The following is a 16,215-nucleotide window of genomic DNA, read 5'->3' on the forward strand; positions in this document are numbered from 1 at the left end:
CATTGAACCGCTACCAGCGTGCATGCGAGCATCCGGCCCGACCTGATTGGCGCCTGCGCGCTTGCGGCAAATACGGCCCTCGTGCTCTCGCTTCGTCGAACAGGTCGGAACGGCGCAAGCATCTGCGCCTTGCACAACACACAACGACAAAACGAGGGTCTCGTGAAAGACATAACGGGAAAGACGCTTGCCTTGACGCTGTTCGCCACGGTGGCCTTGGCCGCATGCGGCGGTGGGGACTCGGGAACCAACACGGCAACCAATGGCGGCGGCAACACCGGCGGCAATACGCCACCGGCATCCACCTGCGCTGAAACCGGCGTAGACGCCAAGTACGCCTGCCAGACCGGCAGTACCGAGCCGCTGTACGCCTACCAATGGGCGCTCAAGCAGGCAACGAGCTTCTTTGCGGCATTCGGCCTGGTCGCCAACGGCACGACCGACATCAACGTGGAAGATGCACACAGGGCCGGCATCAAAGGCCAGGGTGTGAACGTGCTGGTGCTGGACGACGGCATCGACGTGCACAACGAAGACCTGTACGCCAATGCCAACTCGGATATGACGTACAACTTCGACGATGGCTCGAATGACCCAACGCCGGCAGATATTCCCGCCAACGTGGACGCTGCACACGGCACCAACGCGGCAGGCATCATTGCCGGTGCGCAGAACGGCAAGGGCGTGATGGGCATCGCACCGCGCGCGACGCTGGGTGGTGCGCGGTTTCTGGTCAATGACCAAGACATTCCCAAGGCGTACGGCGGCGCTCCATGGTCGAAGAACGGTCACATCATCAATGCCTCGTATGGCGAGAACCCGATCGCGCCCCTGGAGTACGACACCGCAACCTCCACCCAAGCAGCCGTGCGCGCCTTCCCGAATCTGCGTGGCGGGCGAGGACTGGTCATGCTCAAGGCGTCGGGCAACGAGTACGAAGAGATTAGCGTGACGGGTCAGCCGCTACGCCAGTGCCCCACGCTGGGCGGTCAGGCCGGCCTGATCAGCTGCGAAAATCCGGCGAACGATCCTGAAGCGCTGGAGCCGGGCGTCATCGTCGTCGGCGCGGCCAATGCACTTGGCGTCAAGTCGAGCTACTCCAACGCAGGCTCCGTCAACTGGATCACGGGGCTGGGCGGTGAGTTCGGGGAAGGCGGCAAGTACGGCGAGGTCGGATCGGGCCCAAAGATCTTCTCGACCGATCTTTCCGGCTGCGCGCGCGGCTACAGCCGCAATGGCGTGACCCGAACCAATGAGTTTGCGACCGGCGGATCGGCCACCAACACCAAAGACAATGCCAAATGCGATTACTCCAGCATGAACGGCACGTCGGCGGCCACACCCACACTGTCCGGCGTGGTCGCGCTGATGCTGTCGGCCAACCCGAACCTGACCTGGCGCGATGTGCGTGAGATCCTGCGCGCCACCGCCAGGCAGATCGACCCGAACTACGGCAGCCGCGACAACCGCAACGCCAAGGTGGATCTGACCAGCGGCACCCTGACGGCCGACACCAGCACCACCCTGGTCGACGGCGCAACCACGGCGCGTTTGGACTACGGCTGGCAAACCAATGGTGCCGGCTACGCCTACTCCACGTGGTACGGCTTCGGCCTGGTGGATGCTTCGGCAGCCGTCAAGATGGCCAAGGCATACACCGCGTACAAACCTGCCGCCCTCTCGGTACCGGACTTTGCAGCGGCCTTTGGCAACGTCAACCAACTGAACTACGGCTCGGTGCAGAAGCTGGGCCAATTCAACGTGTCGGGCAGCGACAAGGTCGATGCGCTGCAACTGCGCGTGTCGGGCTCGGTGTGTGTCGGCAGTGTCGGCTTCTTCGTGAAATCGCCATCAGGCACGGTGTCGGCATTGTCCTTGCCGTACAACGGCTACTACAACAACGGCGCCAGTGCCGTGAACAAGTACGGCCTGGGCAGTTATGCCTTCTATGGCGAGAACGCGGCCGGCACGTGGGAGGTCTACGCCGTGAGCGGCGTGCCAACCAATACCTGTTCGACCTATCAGCCGCAGGGTGGTACGCACACCGTGACCCTGGCCACGCCGCTGGCCGTGGAGTATCGCGTGATTGCCGCCAAGTAAGCATGCTCGGAGACCTTTCAACATGATCAATCCAACTGTTATGAAAACCGTGGCGCTGGCGGCGCTCCTTTCGATGGGTTCGGCATGCCAGGCGGCAGACCTGGTGGTCGGCAAGCACCTGACGACGCAGGAGCTGGCGCAATATGCAAGCGCACCGGTGGTGCAGATCGAATCGCAGTCGTTCAAGGTGCTCTCCAGTGGTACACGCACCAAGTCGGCAGGCGCCACCTCTGCAGCCGTCACGCAAGTGGCCAACGAGCGTGGCGTGGTCGGCGAGAGCCGCAACGAGGTCGTCGTCTCGCAGGTGGCGGTCGACAGCGTGCGCCAGGCGGTGGCGGGGCTGGCAGTCACGCCCGTATCGGCGGAGTACTACGGCCACACGAGCATCAGCACGCTGCGGTTTGCATCGTTCCAGGACGCGGTGGATGCACGTGCGCTGCTCAAGAAGCTGCTGCCACAAGCGCGGGTGGATGTGCCGGTGCAGTACGCCAAGCCCGTGGCGCGCTGATCCGCCCAACCGGCATGCAATTGAACAAACGCCCCGCCCCGAGCGGGGCGTTTTGCATGAGGGCGTATCATCCCGACCTTTTACCGAGCCTCGCACCATGACCAAGGCCTCCGGCAGCTTTGAAGCACTCGCCGCACGCGAAGGCGGCTTGCAGCACCGTCTTTCTTCCGCGCAACTCACCATGATCGCCATCGGCAGCGCGATCGGCACCGGCCTGTTCCTGGGCAGTGGTGCAGCCATCCAACTGGCCGGCCCCGGCGTGATTGCCAGCTACGCCATCGGCGCGGTCATCGCGCTGCTGCTGATGGGTTGCCTGGCCGAAATGGTCGTCGCGCACCCCACCACCGGCTCGTTCGGTGCCTATGCCGAGCACTACGTCAGCCCGCTCGCCGGCTTCCTGGTGCGCTATGCGTACTGGGCAGCGGTCGTTTTCGTGATCGGCGCGGAAGTGACAGCGGTGGCGGTGTACATGGCGTACTGGTTTCCGGGCGTGCCGGCGTGGGTGTGGATCGTCGGGTTCTCGGCGGTGCTGGTGTGGATCAACGCGAGCAGCGTCGACGTGTTTGGCGTGGCGGAATACTGGTGCTCGATGATCAAGGTGGTGGCCATCGTCGCGTTTCTGGCCGTGGCGAGCTATGCCATCTATCGCGCACCGGATGGCGGGCCGATCGGTTTCCACAACTACGTGGATGCGGGCGGCTTCCTGCCGCACGGCTGGTCTGGCGTGTGGTTTGGCGCGGTGGTCAGCATCTTCAGCTTCTTCGGCATCGAGCTGATTGCCGTGGCCGCCGGTGAGGCTCGCGAGCCCGAGGCCGCTGCCACCAGCGCGTTCCGCTCCACGCTGTTCCGGCTGGTGTTCTTCTACCTCTGCACGCTGGCGCTGATGCTGGCCGTGGTGCCCTGGCAGGAGGCCGGCACCGGCAAGAGCCCGTTCGTGCGCGTCATGGAAATCCTGGGCATTGCCGGCGGTGCGGGTGTGATGAACTTCGTGGTGCTGACCGCGGCGCTGTCGTCGATGAACGCGCAGTTGTATGTGTCCACGCGCATGCTGTTCAGCCTCGCGCGCGGCGGGCAGGCACCAGGGGCGCTGGGTGTGGTGAGCAATCGCGGCGTACCGCTGCGCGCGCTGGCGGTATCCAGCTCCGGCGCGGCGCTGGCGGCGGTGCTGAGCGTGGTGCTGCCCGGCCACTCGTTCCTGCTGATGATGTCGCTGGCGATGTTCGGCGCGCTGTTCACGTGGCTCGTCATCTTCGTCACGCACTTGCGCTTCCGTCGTGCAGTGGAGCGTGAAGGGCGCACGCTGCGGTTCCGCATGTGGGGCTACCCCGTGCTGACCCTCATTGGCGCCGTCGCCATGGTGGTCATCATCGTCAGCACGGCATGGATGGCAGATTTCCGCATGACGCTGGTGGTGGGGGTGCCGTTTCTGGTGGTGATGGCGGTGGTGTTCCGCTGGGTGCGGCGCAAGTAGTCGCTCGGGCGCGACACCCCTCTTCTTGATGGCCCGGCTGACACGCGTTTGGCGGGGTTGTGAGATAGGATCGCAATCTTACGAAACGCTTAGCGCACTCCTGACCATGATCTCGGCCAAGCTGGTTGTCGCCTCTCTTGCCCTCTCCATGCCGCTGATTGCCGCGGCGCAGTCCGCCGATGCGCCGGTCGTCAAGAGTGGTGATCAATGGACGTATCAGAACACCGTCGAGACCGGGCCTTCCGGCTGGAAGCAATCGCACGACACGATCACCGTTGTGCGAACCACGTCATCCAGCATCTACTACACCGTCCAGGCCAAGGGCGCACCGACCGGGCCGGTTGAAGTCATTGCCGGCACGGACTGGAGCCGCATCCGCAACGTGGATGGCAAGGAAACCACGGTCAACCGCTCGCTCGCGTTCCCCCTGCAACCTGGCAAGACCTGGGACGTGTCCTTCACCGAACACAACCCCAACAAGGCCCACACGGTTGAGCAGCTGGACACCCATTACAAGGTGATCGGCTACGAAACCGTGGAAGTGCCTGCTGGCAAATTCAATGCCATCAAGATCGAAGCCGAAGGCCAGTGGAATGCGGAACTGGCGCCGATGAGCAACGTGACGCAAGCCGCCAACACCTCAGCAGGTGGCACCACGATGGTCACGCAGGTGCAACGCACCCAGCCAGGCAAGGCAACCGGGCGCACCTACAAGGCCATGTGGTACGTGCCGGAAGTGGGCCGTTGGGTGAAGTCGATCGAGGAGTACTACAACAGCGGCGGCGTACGCAGCCAGCGCTTCACGGCGGAGCTGGAGTCGTATCAACTGACCGCACGATAAGCCGCGAGGGCGACGGGCAGCACAAGGCATGCCCGCCCTCGCCCACGGATCAGGCTTGCGCCAACGCCTGATCCAGATCCGCCAGCAGGTCATCGATATGCTCGATACCGATCGACAGCCGGATGGTTTCCTGCCGCACGCCGGCCTTGGCCAGCTCCGCCTCTGAAAGCTGCCGGTGCGTGGTCGATGCCGGATGCGTGGCGAGCGATTTCGCATCGCCGATGTTCACCAATCGCGTGAACAGTTGCAGCGCATCCTGGAAGCGCGCACCTGCCGCAAACCCCCCCTTCACGCCAAACGTCAGCAGCCCCGGTGCCTTGCCGGAGAGGTACTTTTTCGCCAGCGCGTAGTCGGGGTGATCATCCAGGCTGGCATGGTTGACCCACTCCACCTTGGCGTGCCCTTGAAGATGACGTGCAATGCGTGCGGCGTTTTGCGTGATGCGGTCGATGCGCAAGCCCAGCGTCTCGATGCCCTGCAGGATCAGGAACGCGTTGAACGGTGACAGCGCCGCGCCGGTATTGCGCAGCGGCACCACGCGCGCCCGGCCGATGTACGCCGCATCACCCAGCGCTTCCGTATAGACCACGCCGTGGTAGCTCACATCCGGCTCGTTCAGGCGCTTGAAGCGCGCCTTGTGCTTCGCCCACGGGAATTTGCCTGAATCGACAATCGCGCCACCCAGGCTGGTGCCGTGTCCGCCCAGGTACTTGGTCAGCGAATGCACAACGATGTCGGCGCCGTGCTCGATCGGCCGTACCAGATACGGTGTCGGCACCGTGTTGTCGACGATGAGCGGCACGCCATGCCGGTGCGCAATCTCCGCCAGCGCAGCAATGTCGGTGATGTTGCCCAACGGGTTGCCGACCGTCTCGGCAAAGATGGCCTTCGTGCGATCGTCGATCAGTGCTTCGAACGAGGCCGGGTCCCGCGGGTCAGCAAAGCGCGTGGTGATGCCCGACAGCGGCAGCGTGTGCGCAAACAGGTTGTAGGTACCGCCGTACAGCGTACTGGCAGAGACAATGTTGTCGCCCGCCTCCGCAATCGTCTGGATCGCATACGTGACGGCCGCCTGGCCCGAGGCCAACGCCAGCGCACCGATGCCGCCCTCCAGCGCCGCGACGCGCTTCTCCAGCACGTCGTTGGTCGGGTTCATGATGCGTGAGTAGATGTTGCCCTGGACCTTCAGGTCGAACAGGTCAGCACCGTGCTGCGTATCGTCAAAGGCAAAGGCGACGGTCTGGTAGATCGGCACCGCCACTGCGCGCGTGGTCGGGTCGGCGCTGTAGCCGCCGTGGACGGCGAGGGTGTCGAGTTTCCAGTTGGGCGAGGTGGACGTCGTGGGCTGCGTCATCGTTGCGTCTCCGGAGGGTTGATCCGGCGAGCATATGGGCAGCCCTGCGGCGCACAAACGATCGTTTTTGTCTTTGCTTATTCTTTTCCTACCTCGAAACTTCGCGGCAGCCTGATGCGTGGCTTATGCTCCAGACTGCCCGTCCGCCCCGCATAACCGATCACCCACCTGAAGGAGAAGTCGACATGGCTGCCGAAAGAACCGGACTGACTGCGATTGCCATTGGACTGGCTGTCGGCCTGCTCGGCGGCGCGGCGATCCTGGGTCACTCACTGCGCGACATCCGCCCGAGCGAGCGCTTTGTCACCGTGCGCGGTGTCGCAGAAAAACAGGTGACGGCAGATTTGGCAATCTGGCCTCTGAAGGTTCGCGTTGCCGGCAACGACTTGGCCACGGCCAGCCAATCGGCGGATGCCGCCCGCGACAAGGTTCTGGCCTTCCTGCAAGACAACGGCATCAACGCAAAGGACATCGTCGGACGGGATGTTCATGTCGTCGACCGCCAGGCGACCGACTATGCGCAGGCGAACACGCAACTGCGCTACATGGTCGAGCACACCATCCTCGTGCGGTCCGCTGAAGTGGATAAGGTGCAGAAGATCAGCCAGATGACCGACAAGCTGGTTGCGGCTGGCGTGGTGTTGTCTTCCCAGGGCACGTGGGACAAGACGTCGCCCCAGTTCCTCTTCACGCAGCTCAACGCCATCAAGCCGGGCATGATGGCCGAAGCCACCAAATCTGCGCGAGAAGCCGCCACCCAGTTTGCGGCGGACAGTGGCAGCAAGGTCGGGGCCATACGTCGTGCTAGCCAGGGGCTCTTCTCCATCGCTGACCGTGACCGGACAGGCCCGGACGGCGGCGAAGGTGGTGGTGGTCCGGCGTCGGACCCGAACAAGAAGGTACGCGTGGTGGTGTCGGTCGATTACTTCCTGGAGAAGTAGTCAGCAATTCCTACGCCGGATAACAAAAAACGCGAGCACCACGCTCGCGTTTTTTTTGCCGGAAACCCCACTCTACTTCTTCACCAACGGACAAGCTGATTCCGCCAGCGTATTGAACGCCTGCTCACCCGGAATCGTCTGCGCGAGCTTGTAGTAGTCCCACGGGCGCGTCGATTCCGACGGCTTCTTGACCTCGAACAGGTAGATGTCGTGGATCATCATGCCGTCAGCGCGCACGTAGCCGCCCTTGGTGTACATATCGTCGATCTTCATCGACTTGAGCTTGGCCATCACGCGATCGGAGTCATCTGTGCCGGCGGCCTGCACGGCCTTCAGGTACGTGAGCGTGGCGGAGTAATCGGCAGCTTGCAGGGCGCTCGGCATCTTCTTGTACTTGGCGTAGAAACGTTCGCCAAACTTGCGCGCGGCGTCGCTGGAGTTCCAGTACCACGGGTCGATCAGTTGCATGCCCTGCGCGGTCTGCAGGCCGAGTGAGTGGATCTCGTCGATGGTCATGACCAGGCCGACCACGCGCATCTTCTTGTCCAGGCCAAAGTCCTTGGCGGCCTTGATGGCGTTGATCGTGTCGCCGCCTGCATTGGCCAGCGCCACGGCCTGTGCACCCGAACTTTGCGCCTGCAGCAGATACGATGAGAAATCCGGCGCGCCCAGCGGATGCTTGGTGCCGCCCACCACCTTGCCGCCGCCCGCCGCAATCACGCGGCGCGATTCGGCATCCATATCCTTGCCGAAGGCGTAGTCGACCGACAGCAGGTACCACGAATTCACGCCCTGCTTGCGCAATGCGCCGATGGTGCCGCGCACGTGCGCGTTGGTGTCGTACGCATAGTGCACGGTGTAGGGCGTGCACTCCTCGTTGGTCAGGCGCGGGGTGCCGCCGCCGAGATTGATGTACACGCGCTTCTTCTCTGCCGCGATGCGGTTCATCGCCAGGCCCGCCGCCGAGTTCGGGCCGGCAAAGAGCACGTCCACACCTTCACGGTCGATCCACTCGCGCGCTTTGGAGGCTGCTACGTCGGCCTTGTTCTGGTGGTCGGCCGAGACGATCTCGATGGGCTTGCCCAGCACCTTGCCGCCGAAGTCCGCCACCGCCATGCGGATGGCTTCCAGCCCGCCGGGGCCGTCCAGATCGGCATAGACACCGGACATATCGGTAATGAAGCCGATCTTGACCTTGTCGTCGGAAACCTGTGCGTGAGCGAAGGTTGAGGCGATGGCCAAAGCCACCGCAGCCGTGGCGCGGCGTGCGTGCATGTGTGTCTCCTGGTGTGTTTTGTTGTGGGTGCATGCCAGTGGCTGCACCTATTTGGAGCACATGGTATCGACACCATCCGTCGCGAACAGCCCCGGTGTGCGAAACACACTGTCAAGTGAGAGTCGACAGTGGCCTGTTTGCGATACGCCGTACGGCGCTCAGAAGCACATGCCTGTTGCCGTGGAGTTAGCGTTGATGGCGGCGGTATTGAAATCAACGATATGCGGCAACCCGCTGATGCGCACCATCACCCACGACTTCTGGTTCTGCACATTGGTACCCAGCACCATTTCGGTCTGGCCAGGGTCGTGGTGCTGCCACCACCGCCGTCGGGCGAACTCCGCGGTCCGGAAGCCAGGTGGACATTGAGACCGCTTTGGCCACCGCCGGCGCAGTTCCGGCATTACACAAACCCGTAGAGCTTGACCGGATTGGCAACGAAGATCATCTCCTGCCAATCGGCCCATCCGATCCACACGGCCATCGTGTCGACCAGTGCGGCATCGTCAGGCTTGTGCGTCTTCTCGGTCGGATGCGGCCAGTCGGTGCCCCACAGCATCCGCTCGGGTGCCATGTCGATGAACGCCTTGGCCACCGGCTCGACGTCGGCATAGGCGGGGGCACCAGTCTTTGTGTCGACGTAGGGGCCGGAGAGTGTGATCCACGTGTTGCCCTTGTCGACCAGGCGCTGCGCGGTCCGCATGGCGTCGGACTGCATGCCACCCGGCTGCGGCACGTGCGCGATGTGGTCGATGACGAGCGGGCATGGCAGCGCGCGCAGATGGGGCTCCAGTTCCGGCAGTTTTGCGCCCTGCACCACCAGTTCGATATGCCACCCGATTGCGCCGATGCGCGCGGCCAGCGGCGCGAGCATGTCAACCGTGGTGGCCCCCGGATAGCTGAGGTTGAAACGGATGGCGCGCACGCCCGCCGCGTGCATCTCCGTGAGCTGCGCGTCGGTGACCGACGTATCGACCACCGCAACGCCGCGTGCGTTGGGGCCGAAGCGTTTGAGCGCGTCCAGCGTGCAGCGGTTGTCGGTGCCGTAGGTGGATGGCGTGACGACCACGTTGCGCTGTACGCCCAGGCGCGCCTGCACCTTGCGGTACTGCTCGATGCTCGCGTTGGGTGGCTGGAGCGTGGTGCCTGGCGCGCTGGGGAAGCGGTCGTCGTAGATATGCATGTGGCAGTCCACCGCGCCGGCCGGCAGCTTGAATGCCGGCTTGTCGCTGCCGCTGGACCACACCTCGTCGGCCTCTGCGAACGCTGGCATCGCTGCTGCCACGGCACCCGCACCTGCCATCTGCAGGAACTGCCTTCTGCTGAACGCGCGCATGGTCAGGCCGTCTCCGTCTTGTTCAGCAACTGCCCTTCGGGCTTCGCCCGGCTCAACAGCAGCAGCGTCGCCACGCTCACCAGTGTCAGCACGGCCAACGGCATCAACGCCAATGCATAGCTGCCGGTGGACTGTTTGACCCACCCGTACACGTTCACCATCAGGCCACCGCCGATGAGGTTGGCGATCGCGTTGATGGTGGCCAGCCCGGCTGCTGCCGCGCTGTTGGAGAGCATGCCCGAGGCCAGTGCCCAGAACGGCCCCTTGAACGAATACGCGCCCACCAGTACCGCGCACAACATCATCATGGTCGGCATCAACGACCCGCTGAGCGACGTGCCAAACAGACCCAGCCCGATCAGCAGCATGGGGATGGCGGTGTGCCAGCGGCGCTCCTTCAGGCGATCCGAACGGCGGCCCCAGTAGACCATCAGCACCGATGCCACCGCATACGGCACCGAATTGAGCAGCCCCGTCTGCATGACTGTCAACCCGAATGATTTGAGCAACTGCGGCTGCCACACCGACAGCGTGCTGCCGGCGGCCGACGCGCACACATCCACCAGCGCCAGGCACAGCACATAACGGTTGCAGAACAGCTTGGCCAGCGACATCTGCGCGACCTTCTTGGGCCCACGCGCTTCACCGGCCAGCGTGTTGGTAAGCCAATTGCGCTCTTCGGTCGACAGCCACTTGGCTTCTTCCGGCCGATTGGTCAGCAAGCGCAGGCAGGCGATGCCCAGCAGCACTGTCGGAATGCCTTCGAGGAGGAACAGCCAATGCCAGCCACGCAGTCCGGCAAAGCCATCCATCTGCAGCAGCGCGGCCGAGATGGGCGAGCCGATAAAGCTCGCGGCCGGAATCGCCACCATGAACGTCGCCACGATGCGCGCACGGTGCGTGGCCGGAATCCAGTACGACAGATACAGCAGCACGCCGGGAAAGAATCCCGCCTCTGCCGCGCCCAGCAAGAAGCGCAGCGCATAGAACGAGGCCGGCCCGCGCACTAGCGCCGTTGCGGCCGAGACCAGCCCCCACGTGATCATGATCCGCGCGATCCAGATACGCGCGCCATAGCGCTGCAGCGCAAGGTTGCTCGGCACCTCGAAGAAGAAGTACGACACGAAGAACAGGCTGCTGCCGAACCCAAACACGCTGGCTGTGAGCCCGAGGTCATGGTTCATCTGCAATGAGGCCATGCCCACGTTGCCGCGGTCGATGAAAGCCAGCAGGTAGCAGACCATAAGGAATGGCACGAGCCGCCAGACCACCTTGCGCAGGGTGCGCTGTTCGAGATCGGTCACACCGGTACTGCCCGTCACTTGCATGTATGTCTCCTGACGCCGTCGTGTGTTTTGCGGCGCTGTTGGGTGTGCAGAAAGAAAGGTACTGCGATCAGGCCATCAATGGGCGACCGCTTCGCCCGCATCGGCGCCCGGGTCGCCCAGCCAGGCGATGGCCAGCGCGCCGATAAGCAGCACAGCCGACACCGCCAGCAGCGGCGCCGTGAAGCCATGCGAAAACTGCTTGATGGCGCCGATCATCGACGGGCCGACAAAGCCGCCCAGGTTGCCCACGGAAACGATCAGCGCCAGGCCGCCCGCCGCCGCACGGCCGGTCAGAAAGTTGGAGGGAATCGCCCAGTACGTGGCCTGGAATGCAAGGATGCCGCTCACCGTCAGGCACAGCGCTGCGAGCTTGAGCGCGGGCGCATCCAGCGCCGTGCTGGCCGCCAGCGCGACCGCCGCCACCACCAGCGCGCCCGCCACATACGGGATGCAGCTCTGCGCGCGGTTCGCCATGCGCGCCCACCACAGCATGGCGACCGCGCCCAAGGCGTACGGAATGGCCGTCAGCCACCCGACCGTTGCATGGCCGACACCAAATTGCTTGATGATCTGCGGCATCCACAGGCCCACGCCGATGGAACCGACGATGCCGCAGAAGTTGATGAACGCCAGCACGAACACGCGCCAGTTGGTCATGGCGTCACGCAGGCTCGCGCCGTGCTTGCTGGCGATGTCGCGTTGCTCCAGCGCAAGGCGGCGCGCGAGCACGGCCTTTTCGTCATCGCTCAGCCAGGTAGCCTTTTCCGGGCGATCCGCCAGCACAAACAGGCACGCGATACCCAGCACCACGGCAGGCAGCCCTTCGATCAGCAGCAGCCACTGCCAGCTGCGCAGGCCATACAGCCCGCCGAGTTCCAGCAACGCACCGGAAATCGGCGAGCCGATCATGTTCGCCACCGGAATGCCGACCAGGAATGCGGCCGTCACCTTGGCGCGCCACTTGCCGGGAAACCAGTGCGTGAAATACAGGTAGATGCCCGGCGTGAACCCGGCCTCGGCCAGGCCCAGCAGGAAGCGCGCGGCTGCAAAACTCTTGGGCCCGACCACAAACGCCGTGGCCATCGAGAAGAGGCCCCACGTGATCATGATCCGCGCGATCCAGATGCGCGCACCTACCTTCTGCATGATCAGGTTGCTCGGAATCTCGAACAGGAAGTAGCCGATGAAGAACAGCCCCGCCCCGAACCCGAACTGCTCGGCGGTCAGGCCAAGGTCCTTGTTCATGGTGAGCGCCGCAAAGCCCACGTTGGTGCGATCGAGATAGCTGATCACATAGCAGGCGAAGATGAACGGCAGGATGCGGCGGAACGCCTTGGCGAGCGTGCGTTCGCTCGCCTGGTAGTCCGCGTCGGGCAGCGTGGCAGCTGCGCGCACGTCCGCGCCATCGGAGGGTCTGGTGGCGCGCAGGGTGCCTAAGGTCTGGGACATTTGCATGGTCTCCTCCATCGCGCTTCTGTGAGCGCTAGGGGTTACGTATCGATGCGCTAGTGCTGGGGCCTGGCCTGCTTTGCCCGATGCGGCAGCGGGCCGGCGACGTCCATCTCGGCTTTCAGCACGGTGCCGGACACCGACTCCGTCATGAAGAGCGTCTTCATGTCAGGGCCGCCAAAGCACAGGTTGGTGAGCGAGGCTCCTTCCGGGCTGGTGACGATCACCTCGGGCTCGGCGCGGTGGTTCAGCACCCACGCACGGCCGAGACCAGGGTTGGCCACGAACAACCGGCCTGCCGTGTCGATCGTCAAACCATCGGGGCCGCTCGGGCCGTACGACGTGAAGAACTGCCCCACCTTGCTGACGGAGCCATCGGCCTGCAGCGGCACGCGCCACACGCAGTTCCCGCGTGTCATGGCGACGTACAAGACCTTCTCGTCAGGCGACAGCACAAGCCCGTTCGGGCTGGGGCAATTGCCGAGCAGCATGTCGAGCTTGCCGTCCACCGACAGGCGATAGACGCGACCCGTCGGGTCGTGCAAACCCGTCTGCCCCTGGTCGGTGAAATACAGGTTGCCTTGCGAATCGAACGTGAGGTCATTCACACCCCTGAAACGCTCCGAGTTGCGGCGCTCCAGATAGGGCGTGACTTCCCCACGCTTGATATCGAGCAGCATCAGCCCGTTGCGGTAGTCGGTGATGAGCAGGTGCGCATCGTCGACCAACTTCATGCCGTTCGGCTCGCCGTCGTACTCGGCCACCAGCTCCCAATCGCCCGCAGCAGAGATGCGAAAGATGCGGCCATGCGGAATGTCGGTCACGTACAGATGGCCGCGACCTTGGCCATCGGGGCACCACACCGGCCCTTCGAGGAAGGAGTCGGTGGCTTGCCCGCCACGATTGGCGCGTGCCCAGTCCGTCTGGACATCGGGCTTGCGAAACTTGGCCGGCATGCGCGTGAAGACTTCAGCTTCACGCACAACAGGTGGCGAGAGCAGGAACATGGCTATCACGCCGCCGTGCGGGCGCGTTCCTCGATCACCGCGAGCACATTGGCCGCCGCGCCCTTGCCCATGTTCACGTAAGCCGCGTCGCTCACGCCGCCGATGTGCGGCGACAGGATGACGTTCGCAATGTCCTGGAACGGGTGCGGCGTGGTCATCGGCTCCACATCGAAGCTGTCGAGCCCGGCCGCACGGAGTTGGCCGCTGGCCAGTGCCTCCGCCAATGCGGCCTCGTCGATGAGCCCGCCGCGCGCCGTGTTCACAAGGATCGCGCCCGGCTTGAAGCAACTGAACGCATCGCGGTTCAGCATCTTGCGGTTCTCAGCAGTCAGCGGGCAGTGCAACGAGACCACGTCTGACTGTGCGTACAGCTCGCCCAGGCTGACCAGCTTCACACCGGCCGGCGCTTCCTTCGCATACGGGTCAAACGCGATCACGTTCATGCCGAACGCCACCCCGATGGCAGCCGCCCGGCGCCCGATCGCGCCCAGGCCGACCAGGCCCAGTGTGCGGCCATCGAGTTCGACCGATTTGTGCGTCGCCTTATCCCAATGCCCGGCACGCATGCGCGCGTCGAGTTGTGGGACGGCCTTGGCGCACGCCAGAATCAGCGCCCACGCATGCTCGGCCACAGCCGCCGCGTTGGCGCCCACGGCAGCGCGCACGGCAATGCCACGCGCTGCGGCGGCGTCCTGGTCAATCACATCGATACCGCTGCCATGCTTGGAAATCACCTGCAGGTTGGCGGCCGCATCCATGATGCGTGCGTTGACCTTGCCGTAGCGGACGATGATCGCCACCGGCTTGTGGCGCGCGCAGAGCGCGACGATGTCATCTTCGGTGGGCTGCTTGCCGGCAAACACGACCTCGAAGTCGCTCAGCATATCGAGCGCCTGCGGCGCCAGATCGGCCGCCGTCACCAGTACAACGGGCTTGTGTGCAGACGCGCTCATCACAGTGCCTCGCCTTCGGCCAGCATGCCGGCAGCGCGCAATTCTTTCTCCAGCCAACCCGGGCGCGTGTCGCCCTTGCGAATGGCTGCGATGCGCGCGGCCTCCGCATCCACCTTCTTCTGTGCGAGCACGAGAATGCGCTCGACGTCTTCACGCGGGATGACGACCACGCCGTCCGCATCGCCCACCACCAGATCACCGGGGTGCACGGTCGCGCCGGCAGCAGACACCGGCAGGTTCACGCGCCCCGCCACGCTCTTGGTCGGCCCGCACGGGTTGAGCCCGGCGGAAAAAATCGGGAACGTGCCGTGCGCCAGTTCGTGCGAATCGCGCACCGCGCCGTCGATCACAAACCCGGCGATACCCGTGGCGTGCGCCTGCGTGGCCATGATCTCGCCGATGAGCGCGCAGCTCTGGTCGCCCTTGCCATCCACGACGATCACATCGCCGGGCTTGGCAACGGCCAGGGCGGCGTGGATGGCGAGGTTGTCGCCGGGGCGGACTTCGACCGTCACGGCCGGCCCGGCCACCTTCATCGTCGGTGCGAGCGGTTTGACGCGGCTGTTCAACGTGCCGCGGCGGCCAGCCACGTCGGCCAGGATGGCGGCCTGGAAGCGGGCAGCCGCCTCCACAAGGTGGGGGGAAACGCGCTCGATGTCGCGAACGATGGTGGAAGTGGTATGCGAAGGGGTACTCATGAAAAGCCTGCCTCTGTCTTTAGCGTTGTACTATGTACAACAGTGGTGTACTGAGCGAAACCACTATAGCCATAGCAATCGAAGCCATCCACTAGCGTTTACCCGTCCGCCCTATACAACTGCGTTGTACACAGTACAATCATCCTGTTCATCAGTTCAGGGAGTTGGGAATGGGAAACGACGGCGTCGCCGCGGTGGAAAAGGCGCTGGCCTTGTTGGATTGCTTCAAGCCGGGGGCGGAAGCGCTGTCACTCGCAGCCCTGGCGCAAGCCTCAGGCATGCACAAGACCACGGTGTACCGGCTGATGAACTCGTTGGAGCGCATGAGCTATGTCATTCGCTCGGAGTCTGGCGCGTATTCGCTCGGGCCTCGCCTGCTGTATCTGGGCAAGCTCTATGAGCAGTCCTTCCACCTGTCGTCGGTGGTCGAACCGGTGCTGCATGCGCTGGCGGCGGCCACACGGGAGAGCGCATCGTACTACGTCATCGATCACGGCCGGCGGCTGTGCCTGTTCCGCGCGGAGCCATCGGAGGGCCTGCGCGAGACGCGCCTGCCCGGTACCTCGCTGCCGTTGGACGACACGGCCATCAGCCACGTGCTCCGCTACTGGGGCCTGGGCGAAGCGCTGTATGACGAAGCGCCTGCCCTGCCGCTCTTCACCTCGGGCGCGCGCGACCAGCACACGGCGGCGTTTGCTACGCCCGTCTTCGGCTCCGGCGACAAGTTCATGGCGGCGCTGACGCTGTCTGGCGCGGCCTCCCGGCTCGAAGCGGCGCGCACCTCCGGTGACGTCGTCGCGCTGCAGCTGCAGGCGGCGTCCGACCTGTCGCGCAAGCTCGGTGCAAGTGCGGCGCTGTGCGAGCGAATCTACGGCCGCTGATTGGAGGCGCCAGCATGCGCACCAAAAGAAAAGCCCGCCCAGGCATGACACCGGGGCGGGCTTTTGTCGCTT

The 16,215-nt window shown here is 64.3% G+C and carries 15 protein-coding genes; 6 read left to right on the forward strand and 9 right to left on the reverse strand.

Translation table 11 applies throughout. The annotated features are described in order from the left end of the window. The first annotated feature begins 162 nt into the window (after nt 1–162). The 4 genes from C404_RS32780 to C404_RS32795 all read left to right on the forward strand — a co-directional run bounded on the left by C404_RS32780 (nt 163) and on the right by C404_RS32795 (nt 4,920). On the forward strand, nt 163–2,100 hold the full coding sequence (locus C404_RS32780; protein WP_031328753.1) for a S8 family serine peptidase: 1,938 nt from the start codon (nt 163–165) through the stop codon (nt 2,098–2,100). A gap of 22 nt (nt 2,101–2,122) precedes the next feature. Further along, nucleotides 2,123–2,608: a hypothetical protein gene (locus tag C404_RS32785; RefSeq protein ID WP_152524391.1), complete on the forward strand. Its 486-nt coding sequence runs from the start codon at nt 2,123–2,125 to the stop codon at nt 2,606–2,608. Between the two features lie 97 nt (nt 2,609–2,705). Then, nucleotides 2,706–4,079, forward strand: coding sequence for an amino acid permease (locus C404_RS32790; RefSeq protein ID WP_021192920.1), 1,374 nt, complete (start codon nt 2,706–2,708; stop codon nt 4,077–4,079). Between the two features lie 106 nt (nt 4,080–4,185). After that, nucleotides 4,186–4,920 (forward strand): hypothetical protein, encoded by a 735-nt coding sequence (locus C404_RS32795; RefSeq protein WP_021192921.1) that lies wholly within the window; start codon nt 4,186–4,188, stop codon nt 4,918–4,920. Nucleotides 4,921–4,969: 49 nt separating this feature from the next. Here the strand turns inward: C404_RS32795 and C404_RS32800 are convergent, their stop codons facing one another. Further along, on the reverse strand, nt 4,970–6,274 hold the full coding sequence (locus C404_RS32800) for an O-acetylhomoserine aminocarboxypropyltransferase/cysteine synthase family protein (RefSeq protein WP_021192922.1): 1,305 nt from the start codon (nt 6,272–6,274) through the stop codon (nt 4,970–4,972). Nucleotides 6,275–6,459: 185 nt separating this feature from the next. Here C404_RS32800 and C404_RS32805 point away from each other — a divergent pair, with 185 nt between their 5' ends. Continuing rightward, nucleotides 6,460–7,215 (forward strand): SIMPL domain-containing protein, encoded by a 756-nt coding sequence (locus tag C404_RS32805; protein ID WP_021192923.1) that lies wholly within the window; start codon nt 6,460–6,462, stop codon nt 7,213–7,215. A gap of 72 nt (nt 7,216–7,287) precedes the next feature. Here C404_RS32805 and C404_RS32810 read toward each other — a convergent pair whose 3' ends face one another. The 8 genes from C404_RS32810 to C404_RS32840 all read right to left on the reverse strand — a co-directional run bounded on the left by C404_RS32810 (nt 7,288) and on the right by C404_RS32840 (nt 15,262). Continuing rightward, complete coding sequence (locus C404_RS32810) at nt 7,288–8,490, reverse strand: ABC transporter substrate-binding protein (RefSeq protein ID WP_021192924.1); 1,203 nt, start codon at nt 8,488–8,490, stop codon at nt 7,288–7,290. 159 nt (nt 8,491–8,649) lie between these two features. Continuing rightward, nucleotides 8,650–8,781 carry a hypothetical protein gene (locus tag C404_RS60835; RefSeq protein WP_021192925.1) on the reverse strand — a complete coding sequence of 44 codons (132 nt, stop codon included), beginning with the start codon at nt 8,779–8,781 and terminating at the stop codon, nt 8,650–8,652. A 113-nt stretch (nt 8,782–8,894) separates the two neighbouring features. After that, entirely contained in the window at nt 8,895–9,827 is a 933-nt protein-coding gene (locus tag C404_RS32815) for an amidohydrolase family protein (RefSeq protein WP_021192926.1), read from the reverse strand. 2 nt (nt 9,828–9,829) lie between these two features. Further along, nucleotides 9,830–11,155 carry an MFS transporter gene (locus C404_RS32820; protein ID WP_021192927.1) on the reverse strand — a complete coding sequence of 442 codons (1,326 nt, stop codon included), beginning with the start codon at nt 11,153–11,155 and terminating at the stop codon, nt 9,830–9,832. 75 nt (nt 11,156–11,230) lie between these two features. Then, complete coding sequence (locus tag C404_RS32825) at nt 11,231–12,604, reverse strand: MFS transporter (RefSeq protein WP_021192928.1); 1,374 nt, start codon at nt 12,602–12,604, stop codon at nt 11,231–11,233. Between the two features lie 56 nt (nt 12,605–12,660). Beyond that, the gene (locus C404_RS32830) at nt 12,661–13,611 is read right to left on the reverse strand and encodes an SMP-30/gluconolactonase/LRE family protein (protein WP_021192929.1); all 951 of its coding nucleotides are present in this window, start codon (nt 13,609–13,611) and stop codon (nt 12,661–12,663) included. A 5-nt stretch (nt 13,612–13,616) separates the two neighbouring features. Further along, complete coding sequence (locus C404_RS32835; RefSeq protein WP_021192930.1) at nt 13,617–14,564, reverse strand: NAD(P)-dependent oxidoreductase; 948 nt, start codon at nt 14,562–14,564, stop codon at nt 13,617–13,619. Next, a complete protein-coding gene (locus C404_RS32840; RefSeq protein ID WP_021192931.1) occupies nt 14,564–15,262 on the reverse strand; it encodes an RraA family protein in 699 nt (232 codons plus the stop codon). The genes C404_RS32835 and C404_RS32840 overlap by 1 nt, the downstream gene beginning before the upstream one ends. Before the next feature lie 170 nt (nt 15,263–15,432). Here C404_RS32840 and C404_RS32845 point away from each other — a divergent pair, with 170 nt between their 5' ends. Continuing rightward, a complete protein-coding gene (locus tag C404_RS32845; protein WP_021192932.1) occupies nt 15,433–16,143 on the forward strand; it encodes an IclR family transcriptional regulator in 711 nt (236 codons plus the stop codon). The last annotated feature ends 72 nt before the right edge of the window (nt 16,144–16,215 follow it).

This window comes from Ralstonia sp. AU12-08, assembly GCF_000442475.1.
Taxonomy (GTDB): Bacteria; Pseudomonadota; Gammaproteobacteria; order Burkholderiales; family Burkholderiaceae; genus Ralstonia; species Ralstonia insidiosa.

Excerpts from the sequence above, each read along its gene's own strand:
- C404_RS32810 (WP_021192924.1), bottom strand. The coding sequence starts at position 8,490 with ATGCACGCACGCCGCGCCACGGCTGCGGTGGCTTTGGCCATCGCCTCA.
- C404_RS32800 (WP_021192922.1), bottom strand. The coding sequence starts at position 6,274 with ATGACGCAGCCCACGACGTCCACCTCGCCCAACTGGAAACTCGACACC.
- C404_RS32820 (WP_021192927.1), bottom strand. The coding sequence starts at position 11,155 with ATGCAAGTGACGGGCAGTACCGGTGTGACCGATCTCGAACAGCGCACC.
- C404_RS32805 (WP_021192923.1), top strand. The coding sequence starts at position 6,460 with ATGGCTGCCGAAAGAACCGGACTGACTGCGATTGCCATTGGACTGGCT.
- C404_RS60835 (WP_021192925.1), bottom strand. The coding sequence starts at position 8,781 with ATGGTGCTGGGTACCAATGTGCAGAACCAGAAGTCGTGGGTGATGGTG.
- C404_RS32790 (WP_021192920.1), top strand. The coding sequence starts at position 2,706 with ATGACCAAGGCCTCCGGCAGCTTTGAAGCACTCGCCGCACGCGAAGGC.
- C404_RS32840 (WP_021192931.1), bottom strand. The coding sequence starts at position 15,262 with ATGAGTACCCCTTCGCATACCACTTCCACCATCGTTCGCGACATCGAG.
- C404_RS32815 (WP_021192926.1), bottom strand. The coding sequence starts at position 9,827 with ATGCGCGCGTTCAGCAGAAGGCAGTTCCTGCAGATGGCAGGTGCGGGT.
- C404_RS32795 (WP_021192921.1), top strand. The coding sequence starts at position 4,186 with ATGATCTCGGCCAAGCTGGTTGTCGCCTCTCTTGCCCTCTCCATGCCG.
- C404_RS32835 (WP_021192930.1), bottom strand. The coding sequence starts at position 14,564 with ATGAGCGCGTCTGCACACAAGCCCGTTGTACTGGTGACGGCGGCCGAT.
- C404_RS32845 (WP_021192932.1), top strand. The coding sequence starts at position 15,433 with ATGGGAAACGACGGCGTCGCCGCGGTGGAAAAGGCGCTGGCCTTGTTG.
- C404_RS32825 (WP_021192928.1), bottom strand. The coding sequence starts at position 12,604 with ATGTCCCAGACCTTAGGCACCCTGCGCGCCACCAGACCCTCCGATGGC.
- C404_RS32830 (WP_021192929.1), bottom strand. The coding sequence starts at position 13,611 with ATGTTCCTGCTCTCGCCACCTGTTGTGCGTGAAGCTGAAGTCTTCACG.
- C404_RS32785 (WP_152524391.1), top strand. The coding sequence starts at position 2,123 with ATGATCAATCCAACTGTTATGAAAACCGTGGCGCTGGCGGCGCTCCTT.